22 protein-coding genes and 1 riboswitch are annotated in these 25170 nt (G+C 36.9%); of the genes, 4 read left to right on the top strand and 18 right to left on the bottom strand.

The genetic code is table 11. The features are described from left to right. Positions 1 to 28: 28 nt before the first annotated feature. Both parC and parE read right to left on the bottom strand, forming a co-directional pair. Positions 29 to 2461 (bottom strand): DNA topoisomerase IV subunit A, encoded by a 2433-nt coding sequence (parC, locus tag RUH95_RS08160; protein ID WP_313892359.1) that lies wholly within the window; start codon positions 2459 to 2461, stop codon positions 29 to 31. Continuing rightward, positions 2458 to 4431: a DNA topoisomerase IV subunit B gene (gene parE, locus RUH95_RS08155; protein ID WP_313892358.1), complete on the bottom strand. Its 1974-nt coding sequence runs from the start codon at positions 4429 to 4431 to the stop codon at positions 2458 to 2460. The genes parC and parE overlap by 4 nt, the downstream gene beginning before the upstream one ends. A 259-nt stretch (positions 4432 to 4690) precedes the next feature. On the opposite strand from parE, the gene plsY reads away from it, so the two are divergent. Together plsY and RUH95_RS08145 are read left to right on the top strand one after the other, a co-directional pair. Next, positions 4691 to 5296, top strand: a complete 606-nt coding sequence (plsY, locus tag RUH95_RS08150) for a glycerol-3-phosphate 1-O-acyltransferase PlsY (protein ID WP_313892357.1) — start codon at positions 4691 to 4693, stop codon at positions 5294 to 5296. A gap of 17 nt (positions 5297 to 5313) precedes the next feature. Beyond that, on the top strand, positions 5314 to 5616 hold the full coding sequence (locus tag RUH95_RS08145) for a HesB/YadR/YfhF family protein (protein ID WP_313892356.1): 303 nt from the start codon (positions 5314 to 5316) through the stop codon (positions 5614 to 5616). Between the two features lie 19 nt (positions 5617 to 5635). On the opposite strand, the gene RUH95_RS08140 is transcribed toward RUH95_RS08145, so the two are convergent. The 11 genes from RUH95_RS08140 to RUH95_RS08090 all read right to left on the bottom strand — a co-directional run bounded on the left by RUH95_RS08140 (position 5636) and on the right by RUH95_RS08090 (position 15299). Beyond that, complete coding sequence (locus RUH95_RS08140) at positions 5636 to 5932, bottom strand: hypothetical protein (protein WP_313892355.1); 297 nt, start codon at positions 5930 to 5932, stop codon at positions 5636 to 5638. After that, positions 5932 to 6357, bottom strand: a complete 426-nt coding sequence (locus tag RUH95_RS08135) for an acyl-CoA thioesterase (RefSeq protein ID WP_313892354.1) — start codon at positions 6355 to 6357, stop codon at positions 5932 to 5934. Before RUH95_RS08135 ends, RUH95_RS08140 begins: the two co-directional genes overlap by 1 nt. A gap of 83 nt (positions 6358 to 6440) precedes the next feature. Beyond that, positions 6441 to 7919 carry an AMP-binding protein gene (locus RUH95_RS08130; RefSeq protein ID WP_313892353.1) on the bottom strand — a complete coding sequence of 493 codons (1479 nt, stop codon included), beginning with the start codon at positions 7917 to 7919 and terminating at the stop codon, positions 6441 to 6443. Between the two features lie 17 nt (positions 7920 to 7936). Beyond that, positions 7937 to 8677 carry a 3-oxoacyl-ACP reductase FabG gene (gene fabG / locus RUH95_RS08125; RefSeq protein ID WP_313892352.1) on the bottom strand — a complete coding sequence of 247 codons (741 nt, stop codon included), beginning with the start codon at positions 8675 to 8677 and terminating at the stop codon, positions 7937 to 7939. Continuing rightward, the gene (gene phaZ / locus RUH95_RS08120) at positions 8674 to 9570 is read right to left on the bottom strand and encodes an intracellular short-chain-length polyhydroxyalkanoate depolymerase (protein WP_313892351.1); all 897 of its coding nucleotides are present in this window, start codon (positions 9568 to 9570) and stop codon (positions 8674 to 8676) included. Before phaZ ends, fabG begins: the two co-directional genes overlap by 4 nt. A gap of 17 nt (positions 9571 to 9587) precedes the next feature. Then, positions 9588 to 10595: a 3-oxoacyl-ACP synthase gene (locus RUH95_RS08115; RefSeq protein ID WP_313892350.1), complete on the bottom strand. Its 1008-nt coding sequence runs from the start codon at positions 10593 to 10595 to the stop codon at positions 9588 to 9590. Beyond that, on the bottom strand, positions 10592 to 11602 hold the full coding sequence (locus tag RUH95_RS08110) for a branched-chain amino acid ABC transporter permease (RefSeq protein WP_313892349.1): 1011 nt from the start codon (positions 11600 to 11602) through the stop codon (positions 10592 to 10594). Before RUH95_RS08110 ends, RUH95_RS08115 begins: the two co-directional genes overlap by 4 nt. A 6-nt stretch (positions 11603 to 11608) precedes the next feature. Next, positions 11609 to 12469 (bottom strand): branched-chain amino acid ABC transporter permease, encoded by an 861-nt coding sequence (locus RUH95_RS08105; protein ID WP_313892348.1) that lies wholly within the window; start codon positions 12467 to 12469, stop codon positions 11609 to 11611. A gap of 12 nt (positions 12470 to 12481) precedes the next feature. Beyond that, complete coding sequence (locus tag RUH95_RS08100; RefSeq protein ID WP_313892347.1) at positions 12482 to 13189, bottom strand: ABC transporter ATP-binding protein; 708 nt, start codon at positions 13187 to 13189, stop codon at positions 12482 to 12484. Continuing rightward, on the bottom strand, positions 13173 to 13940 hold the full coding sequence (locus RUH95_RS08095) for an ABC transporter ATP-binding protein (RefSeq protein WP_313892346.1): 768 nt from the start codon (positions 13938 to 13940) through the stop codon (positions 13173 to 13175). Before RUH95_RS08095 ends, RUH95_RS08100 begins: the two co-directional genes overlap by 17 nt. A 99-nt stretch (positions 13941 to 14039) precedes the next feature. Then, positions 14040 to 15299, bottom strand: coding sequence for a substrate-binding domain-containing protein (locus tag RUH95_RS08090; protein WP_313892345.1), 1260 nt, complete (start codon positions 15297 to 15299; stop codon positions 14040 to 14042). Between the two features lie 200 nt (positions 15300 to 15499). On the opposite strand from RUH95_RS08090, the gene RUH95_RS08085 reads away from it, so the two are divergent. Further along, a complete protein-coding gene (locus RUH95_RS08085; protein ID WP_313892344.1) occupies positions 15500 to 15733 on the top strand; it encodes a hypothetical protein in 234 nt (77 codons plus the stop codon). Between the two features lie 152 nt (positions 15734 to 15885). Here the strand turns inward: RUH95_RS08085 and RUH95_RS08080 are convergent, their stop codons facing one another. After that, complete coding sequence (locus RUH95_RS08080) at positions 15886 to 19092, bottom strand: AfsR/SARP family transcriptional regulator (RefSeq protein ID WP_313892343.1); 3207 nt, start codon at positions 19090 to 19092, stop codon at positions 15886 to 15888. A gap of 124 nt (positions 19093 to 19216) precedes the next feature. Here RUH95_RS08080 and RUH95_RS08075 point away from each other — a divergent pair, with 124 nt between their 5' ends. Next, complete coding sequence (locus tag RUH95_RS08075) at positions 19217 to 19759, top strand: GNAT family N-acetyltransferase (RefSeq protein WP_313892342.1); 543 nt, start codon at positions 19217 to 19219, stop codon at positions 19757 to 19759. Between the two features lie 77 nt (positions 19760 to 19836). On the opposite strand, the gene RUH95_RS08070 is transcribed toward RUH95_RS08075, so the two are convergent. From RUH95_RS08070 to acnA, 4 genes are all read right to left on the bottom strand, one after another. Further along, on the bottom strand, positions 19837 to 20376 hold the full coding sequence (locus RUH95_RS08070) for a phosphoribosyltransferase family protein (RefSeq protein ID WP_313892341.1): 540 nt from the start codon (positions 20374 to 20376) through the stop codon (positions 19837 to 19839). A gap of 24 nt (positions 20377 to 20400) precedes the next feature. After that, positions 20401 to 21459 carry an NCS2 family permease gene (locus RUH95_RS08065; RefSeq protein ID WP_313892340.1) on the bottom strand — a complete coding sequence of 353 codons (1059 nt, stop codon included), beginning with the start codon at positions 21457 to 21459 and terminating at the stop codon, positions 20401 to 20403. Between the two features lie 78 nt (positions 21460 to 21537). After that, a riboswitch (ZMP/ZTP riboswitch) is annotated at positions 21538 to 21617 on the bottom strand. Between the two features lie 237 nt (positions 21618 to 21854). Further along, on the bottom strand, positions 21855 to 22061 hold the full coding sequence (locus RUH95_RS08060) for a hypothetical protein (protein ID WP_313892339.1): 207 nt from the start codon (positions 22059 to 22061) through the stop codon (positions 21855 to 21857). A 302-nt stretch (positions 22062 to 22363) separates the two neighbouring features. Further along, complete coding sequence (gene acnA, locus RUH95_RS08055) at positions 22364 to 25072, bottom strand: aconitate hydratase AcnA (protein WP_313892338.1); 2709 nt, start codon at positions 25070 to 25072, stop codon at positions 22364 to 22366. Between the last annotated feature and the right edge of the window lie 98 nt (positions 25073 to 25170).

The raw sequence follows: 25170 nt of genomic DNA, 5'->3' as shown, positions 1-25170 counted from the left end.
AAGGAGCTTTAAATAAGCTCCTTTTCCTTTAGTCTTTTTGTTCCGTAGGCTTTTTCCATACGCGAGTTAATGAACCATCTTTTTCTGTATCAATTATAAGTGATCCATTTGAATATCGGTCGGACGGTCGAAGCGAATTTACTTGAATTACTTCTTGTAATGATTTATCTGTTTCCAAAACAAGTTCATCATTGCGTTGCACTAAAACAACCGCAAATACACGATGTGAGTTGTTTTTAAGCTCGCGAAGGGTAACCACACCTCGTTTCGCGCGGGTACCTATTTCAATCTCTTTTAAAGCCATTTTCTTCACAGAACCGCGATGTGTAATAAGTATAAGGTCATCAGTACTATTTTGTGCAATGACATTAACGCTAATGACACTATCCGCATCTTTCAAACTGATTCCTTTAACGCCACCTGTTTTGACACCGGTAATCGGAACTTCATCTAAAGAGAATCGAACAGAATAACTATTATAAGTCGTGAGTAAAACTTCATCGGAAGGTGCAACAAGCTCTGCAAAAATCATTTCGTCTTCTTTTTTTAGATTCATTGTGTTAAGTGGACGCGAATATCTTTGTACAACGTATTCTGATAGCAGAGATCGCTTAATTTGGCCTTCTTTCGTCACTGTAAGCACGCTTAAATCCAAATCGAAGGAATCTATACCTACAACCTTTATAATCGTTTCATTTGCTTCTAATGCCATAATACTCGATATATGTTGACCGAGGTCTTTCCAACGAATATCTGGTAGTTCATGAATCGGTTGATAAATATAATTACCTTTCGATGTGAACAGCAATAAGTGATGCTGCATATTAATCGGTGCTTGGTAGAGCAAGTAATCGGATTCTTTTATAGCAAAATCTTGTCCATTAGATGCTGTAAAGGAGCGGACACTCGTACGCTTAATATAGCCATCCTTTGTAACAGTAACGATTACTTCTTCACTTGGAATAAGTACATCCAACGTTACTTTAATTTCTTCTATTTCATTTTCGATAACTGATTTACGTGGTACTGCGAACTGCTTTCTCACAGCTAAAAGTTCTTTTTTAATTACTTTAGAAAGAACTGCTCCACTTGCTAAAATGCTTTCTAATTCTTTTACTAATGCATTTAACGTTTCTTCTTCTTTTTGTAGTTCTGTAATGTCTGTATTTGTTAAGCGATATAGTTGTAACGATACAATTGCTTCTGCTTGAGCCTCTGAGAAGTCAAAAGAAGTCATTAAGTTGTTTTTGGCATCTCTCTTATCACTTGAAGCACGAATTGTTCGAATGACTTCGTCTAAAATGGATAACGCCTTCATAAGACCCGCTACGATATGTAAGCGATCTTTCGCTTTATTCAAATCAAATTTAGTTCTGCGAGTGACAACTTCTTTTTGATGCTCAATATAAGAATCTAACAGTAAAGGTAATGTCATCATGGTTGGACGTCGATGATGAATCGCAATCATATTGAAATTATATGCCACTTGTAAATCTGTATTCTTAAATAAAAACTGTAAAATACCATGTGCATCTATATCTTTTTTCATTTCAATGACAATACGCAAACCAGTACGATCTGACTCATCACGAACATCAGCAATTCCGTCTAGTCGCTTATCATGACGTTGCTCATCAATTTTTTTAATCATATTTGCTTTATTTACTTCAAATGGAATTTCGGTAATAACAATTTGTTCTTTTCCGCCTTTAATCGTTTCGATTTCCGTTTTAGAGCGAACAATTATTCTACCTTTACCCGTTTCATACGCTTTTTTTATACCATCGACACCTTGAATAATTCCGCCAGTTGGAAAATCTGGTCCTTTAATAACTGTCATTAACTCCTCAACGGTTGCAGCAGGGTTTTCCATACGCATTAATACAGCGTCTAATGCTTCATGTAATGAATGGGGTGGAATATCTGTCGCATAACCTGCAGAAATTCCTGTTGAACCGTTTACTAACAAGTTGGGAAACCGTGCTGGTAATACAACCGGTTCTGAGTCAGAGTCATCAAAGTTTGGAATATAGTCTACTGTATTTTTATTAATATCACGTAATAATTCATGCGAAATAGCAGAAAGTCTAGCTTCTGTGTAACGCATTGCGGCAGGTGAATCGCCATCCATCGAACCATTATTTCCGTGCATCTCCACGAGCATATGACGAAGCTTCCAGTCTTGACTCATCCTTACCATCGCTTCGTAAACAGAACTATCACCATGTGGATGATAGTTACCTATTACGTTTCCGACAGTTTTAGCTGATTTACGGAAAGGTTTATCGTTTGTATTACCTTCTTGAAACATAGCAAATAAAATACGGCGTTGAACAGGCTTTAAACCATCTCTCGCATCTGGTAGTGCACGGTCTTGTATGATGTATTTGCTATAACGTCCAAACCGATCGCCAATTACTTCTTCTAGTGGTAAATCTTGATAACGCTCGGTTTGTGTCATACTAACTCATCCTCCGTGTGAATTCTTTCATTTTCTAAAATATTCGACTCATCCTCTAAACTGAAGTCAACATTCGCTTCAATCCATTTACGACGGGGTTCTACTTTGTCACCCATTAATGTCGTAATATGTTTTTCCGCACGTGCGCCATCTTCAATTGTTACGCGTATTAGTGTACGCGATTCTGGATTCATCGTAGTATCCCATAATTGGTCAGCATTCATCTCTCCAAGCCCTTTATAGCGCTGAAGCATATAGCCTTTACCAACCTTTTTCGAAGCTTCTTCTAATTCTTTTTCCGTCCAAGCATATTCAAACACTTCTTTCTTACCTAGACCCTTATACACTTTATAAAGAGGAGGTAAGGCAATGTAGATTTTACCGTTTTCGATTAAAGGCTTCATATACCGGTAGAAAAAAGTTAATAAAAGCACTTGAATATGTGCTCCATCTGTATCCGCATCCGTCATAATAATTACTTTATCGTATGCAATATCCGAAATTTGAAAGTCTGACCCTACTCCGCCACCAATGGCATGGATGATTGTTGCAATCTCTTCATTTTTCATAATATCTGCAAGCTTTGCTTTTTCTGTATTAATAACTTTTCCTCGTAAAGGAAGGATTGCTTGGAATGTACGATCTCGCCCTTGCTTAGCAGAACCACCTGCCGAATCACCTTCGACTAGGTATAATTCATTTTTCGCAGCGTTTCTAGATTGCGCTGGTGTTAACTTACCAGATAAAAGCGTATCTGAACGTTTACGCTTCTTCCCATTACGCGCATCTTCTCTCGCTTTTCTAGCTGCTTCTCTCGCTTGTTGTGCACGAATTGCTTTACGAACAAGCGAACTTGTTAGCTCGGCATTTTCTTCTAGAATGTATTGAAGTTTTTCCGAAATAACAGCATCTACTGCACTTCTTGCTTCACTTGTTCCTAATTTCCCTTTCGTTTGCCCTTCAAATTGTAATAAATTCTCTGGAATACGAACGGAAATAACGGCAGATAGTCCTTCTCGAATATCTGATCCTTCTAGATTTTTTTCTTTTTCCTTCAATAAATTCGTCTTACGCGCATATTCATTAAAGACACGTGTTAACGCTGCTTTTGCTCCAGTTTCATGCGTCCCACCATCACGAGTACGAACATTATTAACAAATGATAAAATTGTTTCTGAATAGCCATCATTAAATTGGAACGCAAACTCAACTTCCATTTCATCTTGTGCGCCTTCCATATAAAAAACGGGATGTAGCACGTCTTTTTCTTCATTCAAATAAGAAACGAAAGCTTCAATTCCCGTTTCATAATGAAAAACATCATGCGCTTCCGTACGTTCATCTATTAACTCTATTTTTAAGCCCTTTAAAAGAAATGCGGATTCTCTAAGTCTCTCGCATAATGTTTCGTAATTATACTTCACTACGGAGAAAATAGAGCTATCAGGTAAGAAATGTACTGAAGTACCAGTTTCTTTCGTTGTACCTATTTCTTTTAAAGTTTGAGCTGTTTGTCCACCATTTTCAAAACGCTGAATAAATTTCTTACCATCTCGATGAATGATTACTTCTACGAAAGAAGACAATGCGTTAACAACAGAAGCACCTACACCATGTAGCCCACCACTTGTTTTATAGCCACCTTGTCCAAATTTCCCACCTGCATGTAAAACAGTAAAAATAACTTCTGCAGTTGGCTTACCTGTTTTGTGGATTCCAGTAGGCATACCACGACCGAAGTCTCTTATTGTTATACTTTGATCCTCATGGATTTTGACGATAATATGATCACCAAAGCCCGCAAGACTTTCATCTACTGCGTTATCGACTATTTCGTACACTAAGTGATGTAAGCCTCGTGCATCCGTTGATCCAATATACATACCAGGTCTTTTTCTAACTGCTTCCAACCCTTCTAATACATGAATATCGTCATCACTATAGCTTGTTAATGCTTCATTCTTACTCAAATACTTTCCCCTCCAAAAAACAAAACATCTGTTCTTACTCTTATTAAAGACTACAAACAGATTGAATGTCTGTCAATAGTCACCGAACAAAGGCATAAGCTTAATTGTAAATAAATATCAAAAAGAATGCAATTGACGTTTTACTAGCATTCTATATTTTATTGCATAATTCCTTCTTTACATTGAACTGAACTTAGCGTACATGTTAAACTTAATAAGTTCAATATAATAATAGTTTTCTAATTTAAAGGAGCATGCTATGACTACGATCATTTTACTTTTACTTGCATATGTAATCGGTTCCATACCGTCTGGGTTATGGATTGGAAAGATATTTTACAAAACCGATATCCGCGAGCATGGAAGTGGAAACTTAGGTGCGACAAATACGTTTCGTACTCTTGGAAAAAAAGCTGGTTTGATTGTTACCGTAATGGATATTCTAAAAGGTACTGCTGCAACATTACTCGGCTTGTTATCTATATTTGACTCGGTAAATGTGCATCCTTTAGTTCTTGGTATGCTAGCAGTAGTTGGTCATATGTATCCAATCTTCGCAAGATTCAAAGGTGGAAAAGCAGTAGCAACTTCTGCTGGAATTATTCTCGGATATAACTGGCCAATATTTGTACTTTTAGTAGTTGGATTTCTCCTCGTACTGAAGCTAACAAAAATAGTATCCTTAACATCGATGATTTTATCTATTGTTGCACTTGTTTATTCAATTATTTATTACTTTACAGTAGATAAAGATTTACCTTTGATCGGTATCATCGTGTTGCTAGCAATGTTCATCTTTTATCGCCATCGTTCGAATATAAAACGTATTAAAGAAGGCACAGAGCCAAAAGTAACATGGATTTAACTTTTTAAGAAAGCTTGGTGAATCATTTGAAAATCATTTTATCTCTTGATGCAGTGAAGTGGTTCCATGATGAAATGGAAGTAAAAGCAGGTGATGCCATTCGTTTTTATGCTCGCTACGGTGGCTCTAGTCCTGTACATGATGGTTTTTCAATTGGCATGACACGGGATATTCCGGTCATTCCTTCTTCAACAATTACGAGAGATAATATCGTATATTTTATCGAAGAACGTGATGCATGGTTTTTCGAAGGCTATGACTTGCATGTGGATGTAGATGTCAAGTTGGATGAATTAACTTATTCATATGAAAAAGCGTGAGATTCATTTCACGCTTTTTTTACTGAAACCTTTTTAGTTGATCTAATAAACCTTCATTTTTCAGTATGTCATATTCATATTTCCCGAACAAGTCGAAATGCGGATATCCTTCCTTATGGTCAATCCATTCCTCTTTTAATCCGTATTGTTTACCCCATTCGATTAAAATCGACAAATTGCCACAACCTACTTTTGTTACGGTTTTACAACCTGGAAAACGCTCGTCAATCCAGTAATGCGTGAGGAACGCAATTTTTTCATTTTGTACAGACAATTTCCATTCGACTAGTTCTTCGCGAGTAATTCCAAACGCCATTAATCATTCACCTTAGCTATTTCTTTATATTTTGCATCCCATTCTGGGTGAATTTTACTTAATGAAATCGGTCGAAAATTTTCTTTTTTTACGACTACATGCTCTGTAGTAGCAGTTGACGCAATCGTACCATCATTATGTAGTATTTCATAACCATATATCGTACGAAGCTTTCCGTGGTGCTCTACCCATGTTTTAACGGTCACTGTTTCCCCGTACTTTACAGATGTTTTGTAATTCACATTAACATTTGTTACTGGAGATAAATACCCGTCTTCTTCGAGTCCAGCATATGTAAATCCGATATCTTGAATGAGTTTTGTACGGCCCATTTCTAACCAAATAAGATAATTTGCATGGTAGACAACACCCATTTGATCCGTTTCTGCATAACGCACTTCAATTTCTTTCTCACTAATAAACATTTTTCATGTCACCTCATTGTCTAGTATAACAAAAAGGCACGATAAAAAGCTGTAAAGATGTACTCTACAGCCTTTTCGTCTCTTTACATTAAAGTGAAGTCGAGCAATCTTTTTTTATCAATTTTCCCTACATCTGTTTTTGGTAGCTCCTCTAAAGCAAAAATTCTTTTCGGTACTTTATAGCTACCTAACGTTTCTTTACAAAAGTTGATAAGCTCTAGTTCCACAAAATGTCGGCTATTTTTGCATGTAATAAATGCTGTGACACATTCGCCCCACTTTTCATCCGTTACTCCAATTACTGCTGCTTCACGAACATTAGCGTGTAATAGTAGGCACTGCTCTACTTCTTGAGGATATACATTTTCTCCTCCAGAAATAATCATTTCTTTACGTCTACCAACGATGAAGTGATCACCATCTTCATCAACGATTGCAAGGTCACCTGTCTTTAACCAACCATCCACAAGCGTACGATTCGTTTCTTCTTCATTTCTCCAATATTTCGTAAAAACATGTTTCCCAGCGAGGTATAGCTCTCCAACTTCGTTCGCTCGACAAATATCGCCAACCTCATTTACTACTTTCACTTCGTTAAATTGCATGCTTTTTCCTACAGAGCCTTTTTTCTCTCTTGCTTCTTCTGGATGAATAAAAAAGTTATTAGGACCGGCTTCTGTAAGTCCATATCCTTCTTTAAACAAATATCCCCGTTGTTCAAATGCATCATAAATGCTTTTGGGACACGGTGCCCCTCCAGACAAAAAAACTTTAACTGTTGGAAAAGTAGCATCCTTAAAATAACTAGTTTCTAGCATTGCTTGATACATAGTTGGTACAAACAAAGAAATAGTCGTCTTATATGTATTCAGCGAATGTAGTGCTTCTTCCGCATTAAAACGATTTCCAATAACGATAGTGCCTCCCGCCATCAATAACGGTAGACAGAGAGCATTCAACCCACCCGTATGAAACAGTGGCATATAATTTAAGGTACAGTCATGATCATTTAATCCCCAGCTAATAATAGTATTAATAGCATTCCAATTGACCGCATCAAAGGAAAGTACCACTCCTTTTGGTTTGCCCGTAGTACCGCCCGTGTAAATCATCATCCAACTATCTGTAGCGCTCCAATCGGTCTTTGAGGGACAATATGAAACGTTATCATTTGTTACACTAGTCATTAATAAGCGTTCAACATTTTCTATGTTGTCACTAATATCTTGATGATCTGCATCAAATACAACTAAAGCTGGCTCGCAATCCCGAATTATATATTGAAGTTCCACATCGCTTAAACGGTAATTTAAAGGAGCATAAATAAGCCCCCTCAAACCACAAGCAAATAGAATAGCAAAAAGCTCTAAACAATTATGGGACAAAACGACGATGCGTTCTCCTTTTTCAATTTGTTGCAACTCAAAATAACGCACCCACTTTGATATATTCATAGTTAGATCTTTATAACTCCAGCGTTCTCCAGTATGAACATCGATTAAAGCGATTTTTGCCGGAGACAGTACGGCACGTTTATATATCCAAGCTTGTTCTGTATACATTTGCACCGCTCCTTTCGTTACATCATGATTCCACCATCTACATGTAATACATGACCTTGCACGTAGTTGGATTCATCTGATGCCAAAAATAAATAGGCATTGGCAATATCACTTGGTTCGCCCAAACGTTGCATAGAAATAATAGACTTCATTTGATCGATAACTTTTTCTGGCATTTTCTCTACCATTGCAGTTTTTGTAAAGCCCGGAGCGACTGCATTTACATTAATTCCTTTTCGTCCGAACTCTTTTGCCCATGTTTTTGTCATGCCGATGACTGCAGCTTTTGTAGCGGCATAATTCGTTTGGCCAACGTTTCCATAAACTCCACTTACAGAAGATGTATTTATAATTTTGCCATGTCCTTGTTCGATAAGATGTGGAACGACTGCTTGTGTGCAGTTAAATACGCCATTTAAATTGATCTCTAGTACACGAGTGAAATCTTCCTGGGTCATCTTCGTTAACATCGCATCTTTCGTAATACCAGCATTATTTATTAAAATATCTATTTTTGCGTAATGCTCGAGTGTTTGTTTTACGAGTGAATCTACACTTTCTTTATTCGCTACATCTACTTGAATAAACTTTACATCGTATCCTTGCTGAGATAGTATTTGTTCTTGCTCTACTCCAGCAGTAACATCATAATCAGCAATAACCAATTTAGCACCTTCTTCAGCGAATCGTATAACTGCCGCTAGACCAATTCCATTAGCTGCACCTGTAATAAGTGCCACTTTATCTTTTAATCTCATTTTGCCTTCTCCCCTTGTAAAAAATGATGAATTTCATTTGTTAACTGCTCCAAATCATCTATCAATGGAGAATGCCCGCAATTGACTAGCGGAATGTATAGAGCATTTTCCCCTAAATCCGCAACAATCTCTTGAGTCATCTCTTCTGTCACAACATAATCACGATCTCCTCTTAAAATTAATACTGGAATCGTAATATCCTTTACTTGATTTGTCCCTTCGCTAACGCTATTAGGTGTATTGCAAATATTAAACGTGTTCAAAGAATGATAGACATCCGCTAAATTGCGCTGCGTTAACATATCTTCCACATATTCATCGTAAAGCTCAGGAGATGGTTGATTATGTGAATAAATGGCAGCATTCCAAACCGCTTTTAAACCTTCCCTATTTTTCGTATCATAGAGTCCTTGCATTGCGAGTGTTCTAGAATCAGTTTCCACTTCTTCAATTGTTTGTAGCCTATAGTCAACATTTGAAGTGCCGTCCTCATTTGTTTTGTAAAAAGGATAACCTCTTGTAGATGCGGAAGCGAGAAGTATTAGCTTTTCGCAATAAGTTGGATAATCCACAACAAACTGCATGCCAATTGCTCCACCAGTTGACCAACCGATTAAATGAAACTTTTTTAGCCCTAATTGGTCAATGCATGCTTTTAGATCATCCGAAAAGTCTTTAATCGCTTCGACCCGATTATGGTAAGTCGATTGACCAAATCCTCGCAAATCGAATGCATAAAGTGTATAACGATCATCTAATGTATCCATTAACACATCCCAATGCTTGGAAGACGTCATATTACCATGTACTAAAACGATAATTTCCTCTCCTCCTGGGCGTTTACGATAAGCAATACTTTCTCCGTTAAATAAAAGAATTTGCTGCAAGCTCATTATAGAACTCTCCCTTCTTATTTTCCCCATCGGATGGCAACTGCTCCCCATGCATAGCCAATACCTGCACTAACTAATACAGCTAGGTTTCCTTCTTTTAATTTCCCAGATTCTATAGCAAGTTCGAGTGAAATAATTTGATCCATTTGACCTATATGACCATAATCACTCAAATAAGTAGACTGATCACTTGAAAGACCTAATTCATTCAATACATAATCATGTGCCGATTTTTTCATATGAAGTATTGCTAAGTAGTCAATATCAGTTTCCACGTATCCGCTTTTTGATAAAGAATTGCGGATAACTTTCAAGAAGTTTTGCATTGACTTTTGTTCTAATCTTGCTTTCATCCCGACTGGGTCTAATACATCTAATCGATATAATCCATTTTGCAAATGCTCTGCAGTCAAAGGTTCTTTCGTTCCGCCTACTGGTACAACAACATCTTCTGAAAACGAACCGTCCGTCATAATATCTGATTCTAAAATGATATTTTCGCCATGATCTTTTTTCAAGATAATTGCCGCTCCACCTGCGCCTAGATTGAACATAAAACGAGTACGCTCATTTTGATAATCAATAAAATCACTATTACGGTACCCACCTGCTAGTAACACTGTATTAATAGTTGGATCTGATTCCATCATACTTTTAGCTACTTTTATCGCCATAATAGTTGTTCCACATCGCAAGGCAACATCGAACGCCCACGCGTGATACGCTCCTATTTCTTCTTGTAGCTTAATAGCAGCTGTCCAAAGAGGATATTCCTTATGCTCTTCTCCAATATAAATAACAAGATCAATTGTTTTTGGATCAATATTTCCTTTTTGAAGTGCTTTTTGTGCTGCCCATATACCCATTGCAACGGTATGGTCATCCGGTCCGGGGATTGGTTTTTGAGTAACCCCCATTTTTGTTTTTACAACATCGATTGGAAGATTCGCAAGAGCACTAATTTCTTCGGCAGTCATATAATCTTTAGGTATATATATACCTGTACTTACAATTCCTACCGTCATTTGACTACCTCCTTACGCTTCGCTCTTTTCAATACAGGGTCAAATGATTTATCTTTTTTCTTTGAAAATACCGATTGTATCGATCCAACAATTCCTTTCGGGAAGAAAATAACGGCTAGTATATAAATAATACCGAAGAAAATAATCCATCTTTCAAAGATAGGGAAATCTTTTGCAAGTCCAGATAAATAATGCTGTGCTAATTCAATTACACCTGCCCCAATGATTGGTCCTATAAGTGTTCCAACCCCACCAATAATCGTCATGAGTAGTGCATCTAATGTAATGTCCATTGCAAGTACGCTTGTATTTACAAATCGTAAAGAGATAGCGTATAGTGAGCCTGCCAAGCTTGCAACAATACCAGCTACTACAGATGCAATTACTTTATAATGCAATGTATGATAGCCTAGCGATTTCGTTCGTTGTTCATTCTCACGCACCGCCACTAATACTTTTCCTAGAGGTGAATCTACAAAACGACGTAAGAAAATATAGACAAGTACTAAACAAACGAGAACTAATAAATAAAACATCATTCGATCCTTAAAAAATTCTGGAGCTTTAAATGTAAATCCATCATTTCCATGCGTTAATGTTCTCCATTTTTCTGCAAGAACTAAGAACAATCCAGATACAGCAAGTGTTAGCATCGCAAAGAAATGACTTTTCAAACGTAAAGTAAGCAGTCCAACGACGAAGCTAACGAACGCTGCTATAACCATTCCAACTGCAATCGATAAGAAAAATATGCTCAACGTTGGCTCAAATCTATCTAACATAATAGCGGTCGTATAAGCACCCATTCCAAAAAACATCGCATGACCAAACGAAACAATTCCCGTGTAACCTAGCAAAATATCATAACTCATTGCTAGTATTGCAAAGATGAAAATTTGTGTTAATAAAATCGTCCAAGTTCGAGAGTCTGAAACAAAAGGAAAAACTGCGAGCGCAGCAACTATAACGAGTAGCGCACCATTTTTAAGTTGAAATTTATTTTTCATTTTCCATCACCCCTTTGCCGTAAACAAACCTTGCGGACGGAAGATTAACACAATTGCCATAAGCATCATATTGACCGCAAGCGATAACGCCGGAACATAGTACGCCATAAAGCTTCCAGCAAGCCCTACAAGAATTGCCGCAAGTAAAGAACCTGGAAAACTCCCCATACCACCGATTACAACAACGATAAAAGCTAATATCGCAAATTCCATTCCCATTTCTGCATAAATAACACCTGAATACGGTGCCATTAATACTCCACCTAGCGCGGCAAGGCCAGCTCCTACCATAAATACATATAAGAATACTTGTTTAATATTAATGCCAAGTGCTTGCACCATCTCTTTGTTCATAACACCTGCACGTACGATTAATCCAATTTTTGTGCGTTTTAATATAAATTGAAAAATACCAAATATAAGAAACCCAACGACAATGATGAACAGACGGTATTTAATAATAATAACGTCTCCAATTTCCCAACTTCCCGACAACAAAGGTGGAGTTTTCGCTGCAATTTGATTAGGACCAAATACTACTTTTAACATTTCAGATAATACAATCATAAAACCAAGTGTGATTAAAATTTGTTGTATATGATTCCCATAAACAGGTTTAATAATCAGCTTTTCTGTAATGAATCCAAGTACAATCCCCGTTCCAATTGCACCAATAATAGCTAAAGTAAAACTATTCGTAAGGCCGTAAAACCAAACGCCAGAAAAAGCTCCCCATGCAAATAATCCACCATGTGCAAAATTTAAAACATCCATTAAACCAAATATTAATGTCAAACCTGCTGCTAAAAGGAAAATAAGCATGCCGGTAGCTAAACCATTAATCGTTAAATTGATGATTAATTCCATCCTATACCCTCCTCAGCCTATTCCTAAGTATTTGCGTTTTAACTCTTCATTTGATACTAAGTCACTCATTTTCCCTGAATGCACTGTTGCACCATCGTCGATAAGTGTATATGTATCTCCGATTCTACTTGCCATCATGAAGTTTTGTTCTACAAGAATAATAGATGTTTGTTTTTTCATTTCTACAATTGCTTCCATTACTTTTTCAATGACAACTGGAGCAAGTCCTTTAGATGGTTCATCAATAAGTAGTAACTTACTTTCATTTACAAATGCACGAGCCATGGAAAGCATTTGCTTTTGACCACCTGACAAATATCCGCCTTCCTTTTTCCAAAATTTCTTTAAATCTGGAAAAAGCTCTAGCACATACTCTTGTCTTTCACGTGCCATATCATCTTCTTTTCTCATAGCAACTTTCATATTTTCTTCTACAGTAAGCGCCCCGAATATTCCTTGATCTTCTGGAACATAGCCAATTCCACGATGAGCAATTTGATGTGTTGCATGCTTTGTGATCAATGTTTCCTCCAGTTGGACGGAACCAGATGATGCAGGGGTCAACCCCATAATCGTTTTCAGTGTAGTTGTTTTTCCTGCACCATTTCTTCCTAATAACACACTAACTTGCCCAGTTTTTGCTTCAAATGAAACGCCCTGTAAAATATGATATTGCCCAATATGTGTATGAACCTGTTCAAGTTTAAGCAAGGTGCTCATCATATAAACCTCCTAAATATGCTTGCTGAACAGTCTCATTTTTCATGATTTCCGACGGTGTCCCATCTGCAAGCAATCTGCCGTTAAATAAAACCATAATTGAATCAGACAAGTCCATTATCATATCCATTTTATGTTCAATAAGTAATATCGTTTTTTCACCAGATTCTTTGATTTGTCGAATAACATCTAGTATTGCTGGAACTTCTTCTAGCGACATACCAGCAGTAGGTTCGTCTAGTAGTAACACATCAGTATCTAGTGCAAGCAACATAGCAATTTCTAATTTGCGTTTTTCACCATGTGATAACTGATTGGCAAATGCATGTGCTTTGCTTGATAATAAAACCGTTTCTAATAACTTCTCTGCTTGCACATGAAGTGCTTTGTAAGAAGTGAAATGTCGAAGCATTTGATATCGTATTTTTTCTTTCGATTGTACAGCTAAACGAACATTTTCCAATACAGTTAAATTTGGAAATACATTCGTTATTTGAAAAGATCGACCTAGTCCTTTTCTTGTTCGCTCGACTGAGGAAAATTTGGACATCGATTCTCCTTTGAAAAACACTTCGCCATCTGTTGGTTTTAATTCCCCACTTATTAAATTAAAGAAGGTTGTTTTTCCAGCTCCATTCGGTCCAATAATCGATTTAAAATGTTTCTCTGGCATAACAAAATCAACATGATCTACAGCTATATGTCCGCCAAATTGAATCGTTAAATTTTCAGTTCTTAAAATTGGTTCCATAAAAAAACTCCTTTCATCTGTCGCTCTCCACATCATAGAGTTACTTTCTATAACATGGAGAGGGACAGACCTATAAATACAGTCTGTCAGCTGCTCTTATTACTTCTTGTTTAAAATTGGAGGTTCTGTTTCATCCGGTGACAATTCCCTAATTAAAACAGGCACTGGATATGGTACACCTTCTTGTTTTTCTAATTTAATAGAATAAAGCGATTGTAGCGCTTGGTGATCTTCTGGACGGAAAGTCATCGTTCCTTTTGCAGTTTCAAAAGACATTCCTTCCATAAGTGGGATTAGTTTAGGGCCATCTGCATCGCCTTCTGATTTTTTCAACGCTTCCACAATTGCAATTGCCGAAGCCATTCCACCTGGAGTAAACAAATCAGGTACTTCCCCGTTAAAACGTGTTTTATGTTCCTCTACTAACCAATCATTCACTTTATTGTTTGGAAGTGTGTGATAGTAGACAGTAAAACCTTCCATACCTACTAATGGTTCCATAATAGAAAGTGCCGCAATATCAGGAGCACCTGTTGAAATTTTGATACCTTTTTCCTGCATTTTTAAATCCGCTATTTGGTTCCATGGAGAGTTTGCACCCGCCCACACAACGAATAAATAATCTGGTTTTGCTTGAATTACTTTTTGTAAATTAGAGGTAAAGTCAGTTGCTGCTGGATCTGCAAACTCTTCTAATACAACTTCCGCGCCTAATTTCTCTGCTGCTGCTTTGAATGCTGCTACCCCGTCCCAACCAAATGAATAATCTGGTGCAAACGTTGCAATTTTAACACCTGGCTTTGCAATTGCCGCTGCTCCAGCAACTGCATCTTGTGAAGAGTTACGTGCAGTTCTGAAAATATAAGGATTAAATTCTGATCCTGTAATACTATCTGCTACCGCTGGTTCCACAATCATAATTTTTTCATATTCTTCCGCTAATGGTAAAACTGCTAGCGTATCACCTGAACTAGACGATCCAACTAAAAAATCGACTTTATCTTCTTCTAGTAGCTTCGTTGCTTTTTGAACTGCGACTTCTGGTTTTGTTTCCGTATCTTCAAATACGACTTCTACTTTTTTGCCTGCTACTTCCATCGTTCCATCTGTAGCATACTCAAGTCCTAATTCAAAACCTCTTTGTGTTTGTTTTCCGTAAGACTCTAGAGCTCCAGTTAATGATGCAAGAACTCCAATTTTAATTGTTTCTTTTTCTTCCGTTTCTGACTTAGTTGCTTCACCTGTTGAGGTAGATGTTTCTTTTTCTACTTCTTCAGATGTACCAGACTCATCACTACAAGCTGCACTAAAAATAAGTACGAATAGGAATACTAACAATAATCCAAATTTCTTTGTCATATAAATCTCCTTCCACCTTCCATTTGTAAGCGCTCTCATGCTTCTGTTAAATCGTACATAATGGGAGTTACAAATGAGTTACAGAAGCGACTGCTTCTGTAACTCATTTGCGACGAGCAAGCGGAGCGGCGCAGGAGCAAACTTTTCATTTGCGACGAGTAAGCGAAGCAACGCAGGAGCAACGCAGGAGCAAACTTTTTTTGCTACGAGCAAGCGAAGCAGCGCAGGAGCAAACTTTTTTTGCGACGAGCAAGCGAAGCAGCGCAGGAGCAAACTTTTCATTTGCGACGAGTAAGCGAAGCAGCGCAGGAGCAAACTTTTCATTTGCGACGAGTAAGCGAAGCGACGCAGGAGCAAACTTTTTTTGCGACGAGCATGCGAAGCAGCGCAGTAGCAAACTTTTTTTGCGACGAGCATGCGAAGCAGCGCAGTAGCAAACTTTTTTTTGCGACGAGCATGCGAAGCAGCGCAGGAGCAAAAGCTCTTTTAAGACGTATAGGAACAAGTAACAGTAAAAATCCACACATAAAAAAGAGCTTGAACAACTAAATCCTCAAGCTCCTTCACATTTTTTAGTCTCTATTACTCATTCATAATTCGTAATCATTTCATACATTTGAACAGTTGTTTTCATCGGCTCAATGCTTAACTCCTGCTCCAAGACAGCAACACAGCGTTCGTACCATTTCACAGATTGAGAACGATTTTGCAGTTGATAATAAGCATACATGAGTAAACGATATGCTTCCTCCCATGTCTGATCAATTCGCAAAAGCTTCTCTGCCCAATAGATCGTTTTCTCAAATTCCTTTAATCTTGTACATGTTTGAGCAAGACGTTCTAAAACCGCTATATAAAGCAATTGTATTTTTTCTCTGTCATGTGAAATCCATTCAATGGCCATTTTATCCTCAAAGAGCATACCTTTATACAACTTTACAGCTTTTAAAAGAATATCCTTAGAGACGTTTGGATTCAGTTCATTTATTCCCATATCAGCATAGTTATAAAAACTATCCATATCGCTTATTATTAATGCATCTGGATTTAAGCGGTACATTGACTGCTTTCGAAGGATAAAAAAAGAATCCTCTCTCGGTAAACGTTTCGGTTCGATTACTTTTAATAAAGCATTAAGAGCTACTTTAAAATCCCGATCAATTGCCTTTTCTTCTCCTTCTCCCCAAACCACCCTCATTAATTCTTCTTTTGGAACAAAACGATGTTTTTGTAAATAAAGATAAACAAATAATTCTTTTGCTTTGTCGCGTTGCCATTGTTTATCTCTAACTTCCTCATGACCAATAAAAAGAGAAAATGGTCCTAACAATTGAATGATTAACTGATAACCAGGATAATTTATCGTAGAACTAATATTTAATACGTCAGCTAAATGTTGAATTTCATTCGAATTCGGGTTGTTTTTTAAAGCATATTGAAACATAGGGTATAGTATTTGGAGATTCATTGGCCCGAACATTGTCTTTTTCTGAAGAAAGAATAGGAAATCATTTGTCAAACAAAGATGTGCAAATGCTCTTGCTTGCTGCGAAAATTGCTCTTCTTGTTCAATCTGATAGGCAATATACATTAACCAGTAAGTTGAAATCATTTGTCCGTATGTATCTCCGCAAACTATAAACAGACGATTTGCTTCATTTGCAACTTCCATAGCCTTCTCCATTTCCTTATGCTCACAGTAAACAATCGTGAGCCCAACTAATATTAGAGCCGAAAGCCAATAATCATTTACTTTTTCAGTTTCTCTTAGCCCCTTTTCTCCATAAGAGATAGCTTCTTGTAACAAGCCTTGCCTAGATTTAAGAATAGAAAGTCCCATATAAGGCTCCGCTTTACCTCTAGAAACATTTAGCTCTTCCATCTGATTAACTGCTTTTAAATAATGTTCTTCTGGCGTTTCTAAATCAAATGGGTCATCTAAAATTTCTGAATGACCTTTTCTAATCCACCCGACTGCCTCTACAAATCCTGATTTCTCCCGCAAACCAATTTCAACACCCTTTAATGATGTTTCTTTAGCTAATGTCGTTTGGCCTGTTAATGAATAGATAAGAGATAGAAGTACTTCCGTTTCACGATGTGAATCTGGTAATCGGAGCTCCATATTTGTTCGACTTTCTAAAAGTATTTGTGCCTCATTCAACCTTCCCCTACGAAGTAAGATACGTGCATCTAAATTTCCTTCTTGTAAAATCACAGCATCGATTTTTTCCTGTTTAACCCAGGTGTCTGCCTCTTTTGCTTTTCCTAAATTCACAAGATTTTCAGCTAATAAACGTTTTAAAAGAGCCATATCGAGAGAACTAACTGCGGGAGTTTTATCGGCCCAATGGATAGCTTCTAACAAATACGGTTCTGCAAGTCCAGGTTGTATCGTATCTAAGTAAATATGGGCGATTCCTGTATTCGCACGACTCAAATAAAGCGTATCTTCTTTCTTCTGCGCAATATTTAAACAAGTCGTATAAGCGTTCCTTGCTTTTTCATAAAACGCTCGGTATCTGTGACACTCGCCCTCATAATAAAAGAGTTCGTAAAATTCTTCTCTCCATTTTTCCGAAAGATCTTTTAACAAATCAAGCAACCAATCGAATTGACCAGCCTTTACCATCGAATGGGCAAATTGAACAAGCAGTTTTCCAAGAAAAAAGTCATCATTTACTTTCACACCATGATGAAGTGACTGCAATAGATTATTTTTTTCACCATAATAAAGAGCAGCTCTTTTATGCGTTTCATAAAATATAGAACTATTCGTCTGTAGCCACTTTGTTTCTAAGAAATGTTGAAACAATGCATGGAAGCGATAGGACCCACTATCACTTAAAGATTGAATAAAAACATGACTACTAGCTAATCTTTCTAAATTACCTGCCTCCTCTTCTCCGAAAAAGTCTCTCATTAACTGTTCCGTGAAGATAGGAAATATACTAAAATTAAGTAGGGATTGCTGATCTTCTTGTGGCATGAATAAAAATACCTCTTCTGATAAATAGGAAAACAAATCTTTTAATGCCGGATTAAATAATTCGTCTATTTGTCTACTAGTTTCAGATAACTGCATTGCTAATAAATGAATAGCAATAGCCCATCCTTCCGTAAGCGTCATAATTTCTTTTGCTTCCTGTTCAGAAATAACTTTCTCAAAATAGTCTTCAAAAAACACTTGAATTTCCTCTTCCGTAAACATAAAGTCTTTTTCAATAATTTCTACTAATTGCGTATTTAACTTTAACTTTAATAGAATAGCCCATTTGGGACGAGTTCGTGAGGCAACAACTATATGAATATTAGGTGGCAGAAACTCTATAACTTTTTCTAGAAGATAATTGATGTGAAATACGTGATCAACAAGATGGAAATCATCTAGTACAATGGAAAATGGTTCATCGATCATATAAAGTTCATTACTAAAAAGTGCATGCCACTGCACTATTTCTTCCTCTTTCGGATACACAGAAAGCATTTCTCGATCTATGAAGCTATTTCCAAATGTCGGTATGACTCGTCTTACACTTTGAAATAAATGCCTTAAAAAAGGAAGGATATCATCATCTTCCTCAGTAATTGTATACCAAGAATAAAGGCTTCTTGAGTCATCAAAATACTGTGCTACTGCGGAACTTTTTCCAAAACCAGCACCACTATGTAAAAGTGTTAATTTAACATGAGAATTTGTTTTTAATTTCTTAATGAGAGTCGATCTTCTCATATAAAAAGAAGACGGTATAGGTGGGATTAGCTTAGATATAAGAATTGTAGTTTGTTCCATCCAGTACTCTCCTTTCCATTCAAGCACTAACTTCTATTATCGTATCATATTAACCTTCTGAATTGAACGACTATTCAGAAGGTTAATATGATAATATGTATGAAAGGATATAAGGAGGACAACTATGGAGTTTCCACTATTAGAAACCGAACGACTAAAATTAGTCGAAATTAGTGAAAAGTATGCAGAGAATGTGTATAGTATCTTTTCAAATGAAGAAATAATAAGGTATTACGGGATGTCGGCTTTTACTCAAAAAGAACAAGCAGTGAATATGATTGAATCATTTTCAAAGCGTTTTGAAGCAAAAAGCTCGATTCGGTGGGGTATTATTGTGAAAGAAACATCCGAATTTGTTGGGACAGTTGGTTTAAACAATCTGGTGATCTCTAGTAAACGAACAGAAATCGGCTATGATCTACTACCTGAGCATTGGAGAAAAGGGATTGTGAGCGAAGCAGTAGAAGCGGTTATCAATTATTGTTTTGAAGAGCTTGCGCTATATCGCATTGCGGCTGTTACATTTCCGGAAAATGAAGCTTCTTTTAAACTTTTATTAAAATTAGGGTTTCAAAAAGAAGGTTTATTACGAGGCTATATTTATCAAAATGAAAAGTCAAATGATGCATTTGTTTTTTCAATTATCAGACCTGATTTCGAAAAATAAGTAAGGAAGATTTCAATCGAAAAGGACTATCACAAAATTCATTCGTGATAGTCCCTATTGCTACTACATCTACTGAACTACTTAAATAAAGGAAGTTTTTCTAGAAATATAATATCTTCTCTTTTACATGCATCGCCTTCAGCTAAAATCGCCGCTCGTGCCACAACTTGTCCACCAGCTTTTTCGACCAATTCTTCTAGCGCTTTAATCGATTCTCCTGTACTGATAACATCATCAATTATAGCTACACGCTTATTTGCAATTTCAACAGCATCTTTTTGATCTAGACATAAGAATTGTTTCGTTTGCGTTGTAATAGAAAACACTTCATTAATCAATGGTTCTTGCATATACGCTTTTGTACTTTTACGAGCCACATAATACTTTGGCATATTTAGTACATTTGCGATTTCATAAATAAGTGGTATTCCTTTTGCTTCAGCAGTAACTAATACATCTACTTCTGGTAATAACTCAGCTAGAATTGGAGATGCTTTTCGTACAAGTTCAGCATCGCCTAAAATAACAAAACTAGCAATACTTAACTCATCCGTTAATTTTACAATCGGTAATTCTCTTGTTAAACCTGCAACTTCTAAAGTGTAAGTTGATTTCATATTAAAACTCCTCTTTATTCAATATTAAGCAAAGATAGAAAGTAAAAATTCCATTATTAATCCGGCAAGCATTCCTAAAAATGGGTCAAACAAAGCGGTAATAATCATTGTCATGCCCCCAACTATAGCAGAGCCCCCTCCACCCTCAAAAGCAGCGGTTGCATTGCCAGGTAACGTGACAATCGCACCTAATACAAAAAGAAATCCCGCAATCGATGCACTTGGAATATACTTTCCAAGCTTAGGTAACAGTCCACTAAGTAAAATAATACCCATGATAACCATCATTAAAACTCCGGCAAATACAGCATGTGGTGCACTAGATGTAGCAGAAATTACAACTTCTACAGGTGCTCCACCGAAAATAGCAGAGACCATATCGGCTAAACTACTAATAATCGTTAAGTGATCTACATTTACTTCTTGATTTGCTATTTCCCCATTGATTTTACCAAAGGCGATATTGGCACCAATGTTCAATGTGACCATTGCAAGTGCACCACGTATAACAGATGTATTAAGAATTAACTTTTGTAATATGAATTTTTCCTTTTCTAAAACTGGCGTTTCTACTTCTTTTTTAAAGAAATGCCCCATAATACTTGAAATGACAACCGAAAGGATAACCGTATATACAAGATCACTTGTATACATATATGTAATAATTGCTACGATAAAAGAACTTATCCCGACTGCTTTATCACTTTTAGACATATCAAAGGAGACTTTAACTAGCATAAGTCCTACACCGGCCATCATCCCATTTGTAATTACAGGACCGATAAAATCAACGATTTTTTCTAAAAATCCGAACAAACCTATTAGTAACATGATAAAAGCGCCGAAGAAAATCATCGACAACCGTTCTCTCATATTTTTTCCCATTGTACCTGCTACGGTAATTGTCTCTGCCTGATAAGAGATAACTGGGATAGATCCGGTTGCTGTATTCCCAATTGCCCCAACAAAAAATGCTAACGCTGTTGGAACGGAAGCAAATCCGAACGTTAACGCTAGTAATCCTTGTGGTAAACCGTTTAGTAATACTCCAAGAGCTGCTAAAATATCCTTTACATAATCCAAAAACTTCACCTTTTCTTCGTTTATTTCCACGAAAAAAAGCACTTAGTTAGTCGTACAGAATTGTACGACTTTATCTAAATACTTTGCCCAGGCGCGCGACGCTATAGCTATATGTTTCCCCATGGTTTTCCATGTTTACGCCAGTTACATATAGTGTGGAACAATAAATAGTTTATTACTAAAAGACGAATATTGCAATAGAAATTCCAGTTAATATAAACTTTAATGATTATAAACAAACCGTTTAGCTAGTTATTGCAATTTGAATGTTCGCTTTTCACTCTCCTTCAACTACAGTGACAAGTAATTAAATATTTTTGGCAAGCGAGCTTGTGTATCTGTTCTCCAACTGTTAACCGTGTATTTTTGCTTCGCACTTACTCTTTTTTATACAACTACCAATCCGGACTGTCATCATTGCTTACCTTCACCTTAAATAACTTTGGTTCCATCCCATTCTCTACAATTAGTTCATTAAAAATGGTTATTACTTCATTTCTTTCCTTCTTATTTGCTTCTTTATTAGTAAGAACAAACTTGACGAGGATTTCATCTTGAGAATTGACCATACCTAGCGTATTATGTTCATATCCTTTTTTCATTAGCTTTTTTCCTACTTTATCAAATAATCCATCTTTTTGAGTCAACTTGACTTAAAAGTCCTCTAACTCTTGATCTACTAGTGTTATTTGAGAACTAGAACCTCTTTCAACTATGGGAGGATTGGAGCTAGTTTTAAAGAACGTGATTAATAATAAAGATAAGATAGCTACTACTATAAGTTTTCTTTTTTTCGTACAGATCACTCCTACTCACTTTTTCTAATTTTATGCTCTAAAAAGAAGCGTAGTACATTAGAAAAAGGACCTAATTCACGAAGAATTAGGTCCTTAACTTATCTTTATTAACCTTCTAGTACTTTGTTACGTAATACCATTTGAAGAATACCACCATGACGGTAATAATCAACTTCTACTTCTGAGTCGAAACGAGCAAGCACGTTGAATTCTTTAACAGAACCGTCTTCTGCTTTAGCCGTTACTTTTAGAATATCACGAGGTTTAACACCTTCTGCAATATTGATAGAAATTTCTTCAGTTCCAGTTAAGCCTAGAGATTCAGCATTTTCACCTGGTAAGAAGTTAAGTGGTAGAACCCCCATCATTACTAGGTTAGAACGGTGAATACGCTCGAAGCTTTCTGTAATTACTGCTTTAATGCCTAAAAGGTTTGTTCCTTTAGCAGCCCAGTCACGAGATGATCCCATCCCGTAATCTTTTCCACCAAATACTACTAACCCAGTATTTTCTTCTTGATACTTCATAGCTGCATCGTAAATGGACATAATTTCACCAGTTGGCCAGTAAGTTGTGTATCCACCTTCTGTACCAGGAGCAACTTGGTTACGAATACGGATGTTTGCGAATGTTCCGCGCATCATCACTTCATGGTTACCACGTCGGCTTCCATAAGAGTTGAAATCACGAATTTCTACGCCGTTTTCACGCAAGTATTTACCAGCTGGTGTATCTTTACCAATTGCACCAGCTGGTGAAATATGGTCAGTTGTAATAGAATCACCGAATTTCGCAACAATACGAAGTCCAGCAAGTGTTTGGATATCACCAGGCTCTTTAGATAAACCTTGGAAGAATGGTGGGTTTTGAATGTAAGTTGATTTGTCATTAAATGAGTAAAGTGACTCAGTTGATGTTTCAATTGCATTCCATGCTTCGTTTTCATCAAATACGCGTGCATATTCTTTTTGGAATAATTCACGAGTAACAACTGCTGAAAGTACAGCATTTACTTCTTCCGTAGAAGGCCATAGATCAGCGAAGAATACTTCATTTCCATCTTTGTCTTTTCCGAATGAATCTTTTTGTAAATCGATATCAACTGTACCAGCAAGAGCGTAAGCAACAACTAATGGTGGTGAAGCTAAATAGTTCGCTTTTACAAGTGGATGTACACGACCTTCAAAGTTACGGTTACCTGAAAGAACAGAAGTTACGAATAAATCTTCGTCAATAACTGCTTTTTCAATTTCAGGAAGTAATGGACCTGAGTTACCGATACATGTAGTACAACCATAACCTACCGTATTGAAACCAATTTTATCCAAGTATACATTTAATCCCGAATCTTCTAAATAACCAGTAACAACTTTTGAACCTGGTGCTAATGATGTTTTTACATAAGCAGGAACAGTTAATCCTTTTTCTACTGCTTTTTTTGCAACTAAACCAGCAGCTAACATAACGTATGGGTTAGATGTGTTTGTACAAGAAGTGATTGCAGCGATTGCTACAGCACCTGTTGGAATTACTACATCACCATCCGCAAATTTCGCAGTTGCCGTTTTGTCGAATTCTTTTTCTGATAAACCGAAACCTTGTGTACCTTGTGGAGCAACAACCGCTTCATGGTAACGAGCTTTCATATCAGAAAGAGGGATTAAATCTTGTGGACGTTTTGGTCCAGAAAGGTTTGCTTCGATATCTGCTAAGCTTATTTCTATAACGTCTGTATAAACAGGCTCTAAAGTTGGATCAAAGAACATGTCATTAGCTTTAAGATAAGCTTCTACCACATCAATATGTTCTTCGTCACGGCCAGTTAAACGTAAGTAGTTAAGTGATTCTTCGTCAATTGCGAAGTATCCACAAGTTGCACCATATTCTGGAGCCATGTTAGCAATCGTTGCACGGTCAGCAAGTGGTAATTTAGATACCCCAGGACCGAAGAACTCAACAAACTTACCAACTACACCGCGCGCACGTAATACTTGTGTAACTTTAAGAGCTAAGTCAGTTGCAGTAGTTCCGTTAGGAAGATCTCCAACTAATTTAACACCAATTACTTCAGGAATTGGGAAATATGAAGGTTGTCCAAGCATTCCAGCTTCCGCTTCGATACCACCAACACCCCATCCTAAAACTCCAAGACCATTGATCATTGTAGTATGTGAATCAGTACCTACAACTGAATCTGGGAATGTTTCTAATGTTCCATCAGCACTTTCGTTCACATGTACAATTGGAGCTAAATACTCTAAGTTTACTTGGTGAACGATACCTGTTGCTGGTGGTACAGCACGGAAATTGTTGTAAGATGTTTGAGCCCATTTTAAGAAATTATAACGCTCAGCGTTACGTTCAAATTCAAGGTCCATATTTGCTTTTAATGCATTTGCAGTACCATATTGATCTACTTGTACAGAGTGGTCAATTACAAGATCAACTGGAATTGCAGGATTGATTTTGTCTGGATTTCCACCCATTTCTTTCATTGCAGAACGTAATGAAGCTAAGTCTACTACTACTGGTACACCAGTGAAATCTTGTAGTACAACACGGGAAGGCTTAAATGGAACTTCCGCTTCTGTATCTGCGTCTTTTCCCCATTTAGCAAGTTGGTTTACATGGTCCTCTTTAATAACATATCCATCATATTGACGTAAAACTGATTCTAATAAAACTTTAATTGAATAAGGAAGGCGTGATACTTTTGCGATACCTGCTTCTTCTAGTGCAGCTAAACGGTAATAGTTATACTCTTTACCATTTAGAGAAAAAGAAGTGCGGCTGTTGTGTAAATTGCTTTTTGCCATTTTTATTCCTCCTAATGTCTATTGAAAAGACTCTATTCTAGTGACTTTTCTCCACTTCTAATCATACTTGAATAAAGTTGATAAGTAAATTACATTAA

This window comes from Psychrobacillus sp., assembly GCF_032154225.1.
In the GTDB taxonomy this organism is placed as follows: Bacteria; Bacillota; Bacilli; order Bacillales_A; family Planococcaceae; genus Psychrobacillus.
This window is presented reverse-complemented; position numbering and strand designations above follow the sequence as displayed.

Excerpts from the sequence above, each read along its gene's own strand:
- RUH95_RS08110 (WP_313892349.1), bottom strand. The coding sequence starts at position 11,602 with ATGAAAAATAAATTTCAACTTAAAAATGGTGCGCTACTCGTTATAGTT.
- RUH95_RS08070 (WP_313892341.1), bottom strand. The coding sequence starts at position 20,376 with ATGAAATCAACTTACACTTTAGAAGTTGCAGGTTTAACAAGAGAATTA.
- plsY (WP_313892357.1), top strand. The coding sequence starts at position 4,691 with ATGACTACGATCATTTTACTTTTACTTGCATATGTAATCGGTTCCATA.
- RUH95_RS08095 (WP_313892346.1), bottom strand. The coding sequence starts at position 13,940 with ATGGAACCAATTTTAAGAACTGAAAATTTAACGATTCAATTTGGCGGA.
- acnA (WP_313892338.1), bottom strand. The coding sequence starts at position 25,072 with ATGGCAAAAAGCAATTTACACAACAGCCGCACTTCTTTTTCTCTAAAT.
- fabG (WP_313892352.1), bottom strand. The coding sequence starts at position 8,677 with ATGAGATTAAAAGATAAAGTGGCACTTATTACAGGTGCAGCTAATGGA.
- RUH95_RS08130 (WP_313892353.1), bottom strand. The coding sequence starts at position 7,919 with ATGTATACAGAACAAGCTTGGATATATAAACGTGCCGTACTGTCTCCG.
- RUH95_RS08135 (WP_313892354.1), bottom strand. The coding sequence starts at position 6,357 with ATGTTTATTAGTGAGAAAGAAATTGAAGTGCGTTATGCAGAAACGGAT.
- RUH95_RS08080 (WP_313892343.1), bottom strand. The coding sequence starts at position 19,092 with ATGGAACAAACTACAATTCTTATATCTAAGCTAATCCCACCTATACCG.
- RUH95_RS08090 (WP_313892345.1), bottom strand. The coding sequence starts at position 15,299 with ATGACAAAGAAATTTGGATTATTGTTAGTATTCCTATTCGTACTTATT.
- RUH95_RS08140 (WP_313892355.1), bottom strand. The coding sequence starts at position 5,932 with ATGGCGTTTGGAATTACTCGCGAAGAACTAGTCGAATGGAAATTGTCT.
- RUH95_RS08115 (WP_313892350.1), bottom strand. The coding sequence starts at position 10,595 with ATGACGGTAGGAATTGTAAGTACAGGTATATATATACCTAAAGATTAT.
- parC (WP_313892359.1), bottom strand. The coding sequence starts at position 2,461 with ATGACACAAACCGAGCGTTATCAAGATTTACCACTAGAAGAAGTAATT.
- phaZ (WP_313892351.1), bottom strand. The coding sequence starts at position 9,570 with ATGAGCTTGCAGCAAATTCTTTTATTTAACGGAGAAAGTATTGCTTAT.
- RUH95_RS08075 (WP_313892342.1), top strand. The coding sequence starts at position 19,217 with ATGGAGTTTCCACTATTAGAAACCGAACGACTAAAATTAGTCGAAATT.
- RUH95_RS08060 (WP_313892339.1), bottom strand. The coding sequence starts at position 22,061 with ATGAAAAAAGGATATGAACATAATACGCTAGGTATGGTCAATTCTCAA.
- RUH95_RS08105 (WP_313892348.1), bottom strand. The coding sequence starts at position 12,469 with ATGGAATTAATCATCAATTTAACGATTAATGGTTTAGCTACCGGCATG.
- RUH95_RS08100 (WP_313892347.1), bottom strand. The coding sequence starts at position 13,189 with ATGAGCACCTTGCTTAAACTTGAACAGGTTCATACACATATTGGGCAA.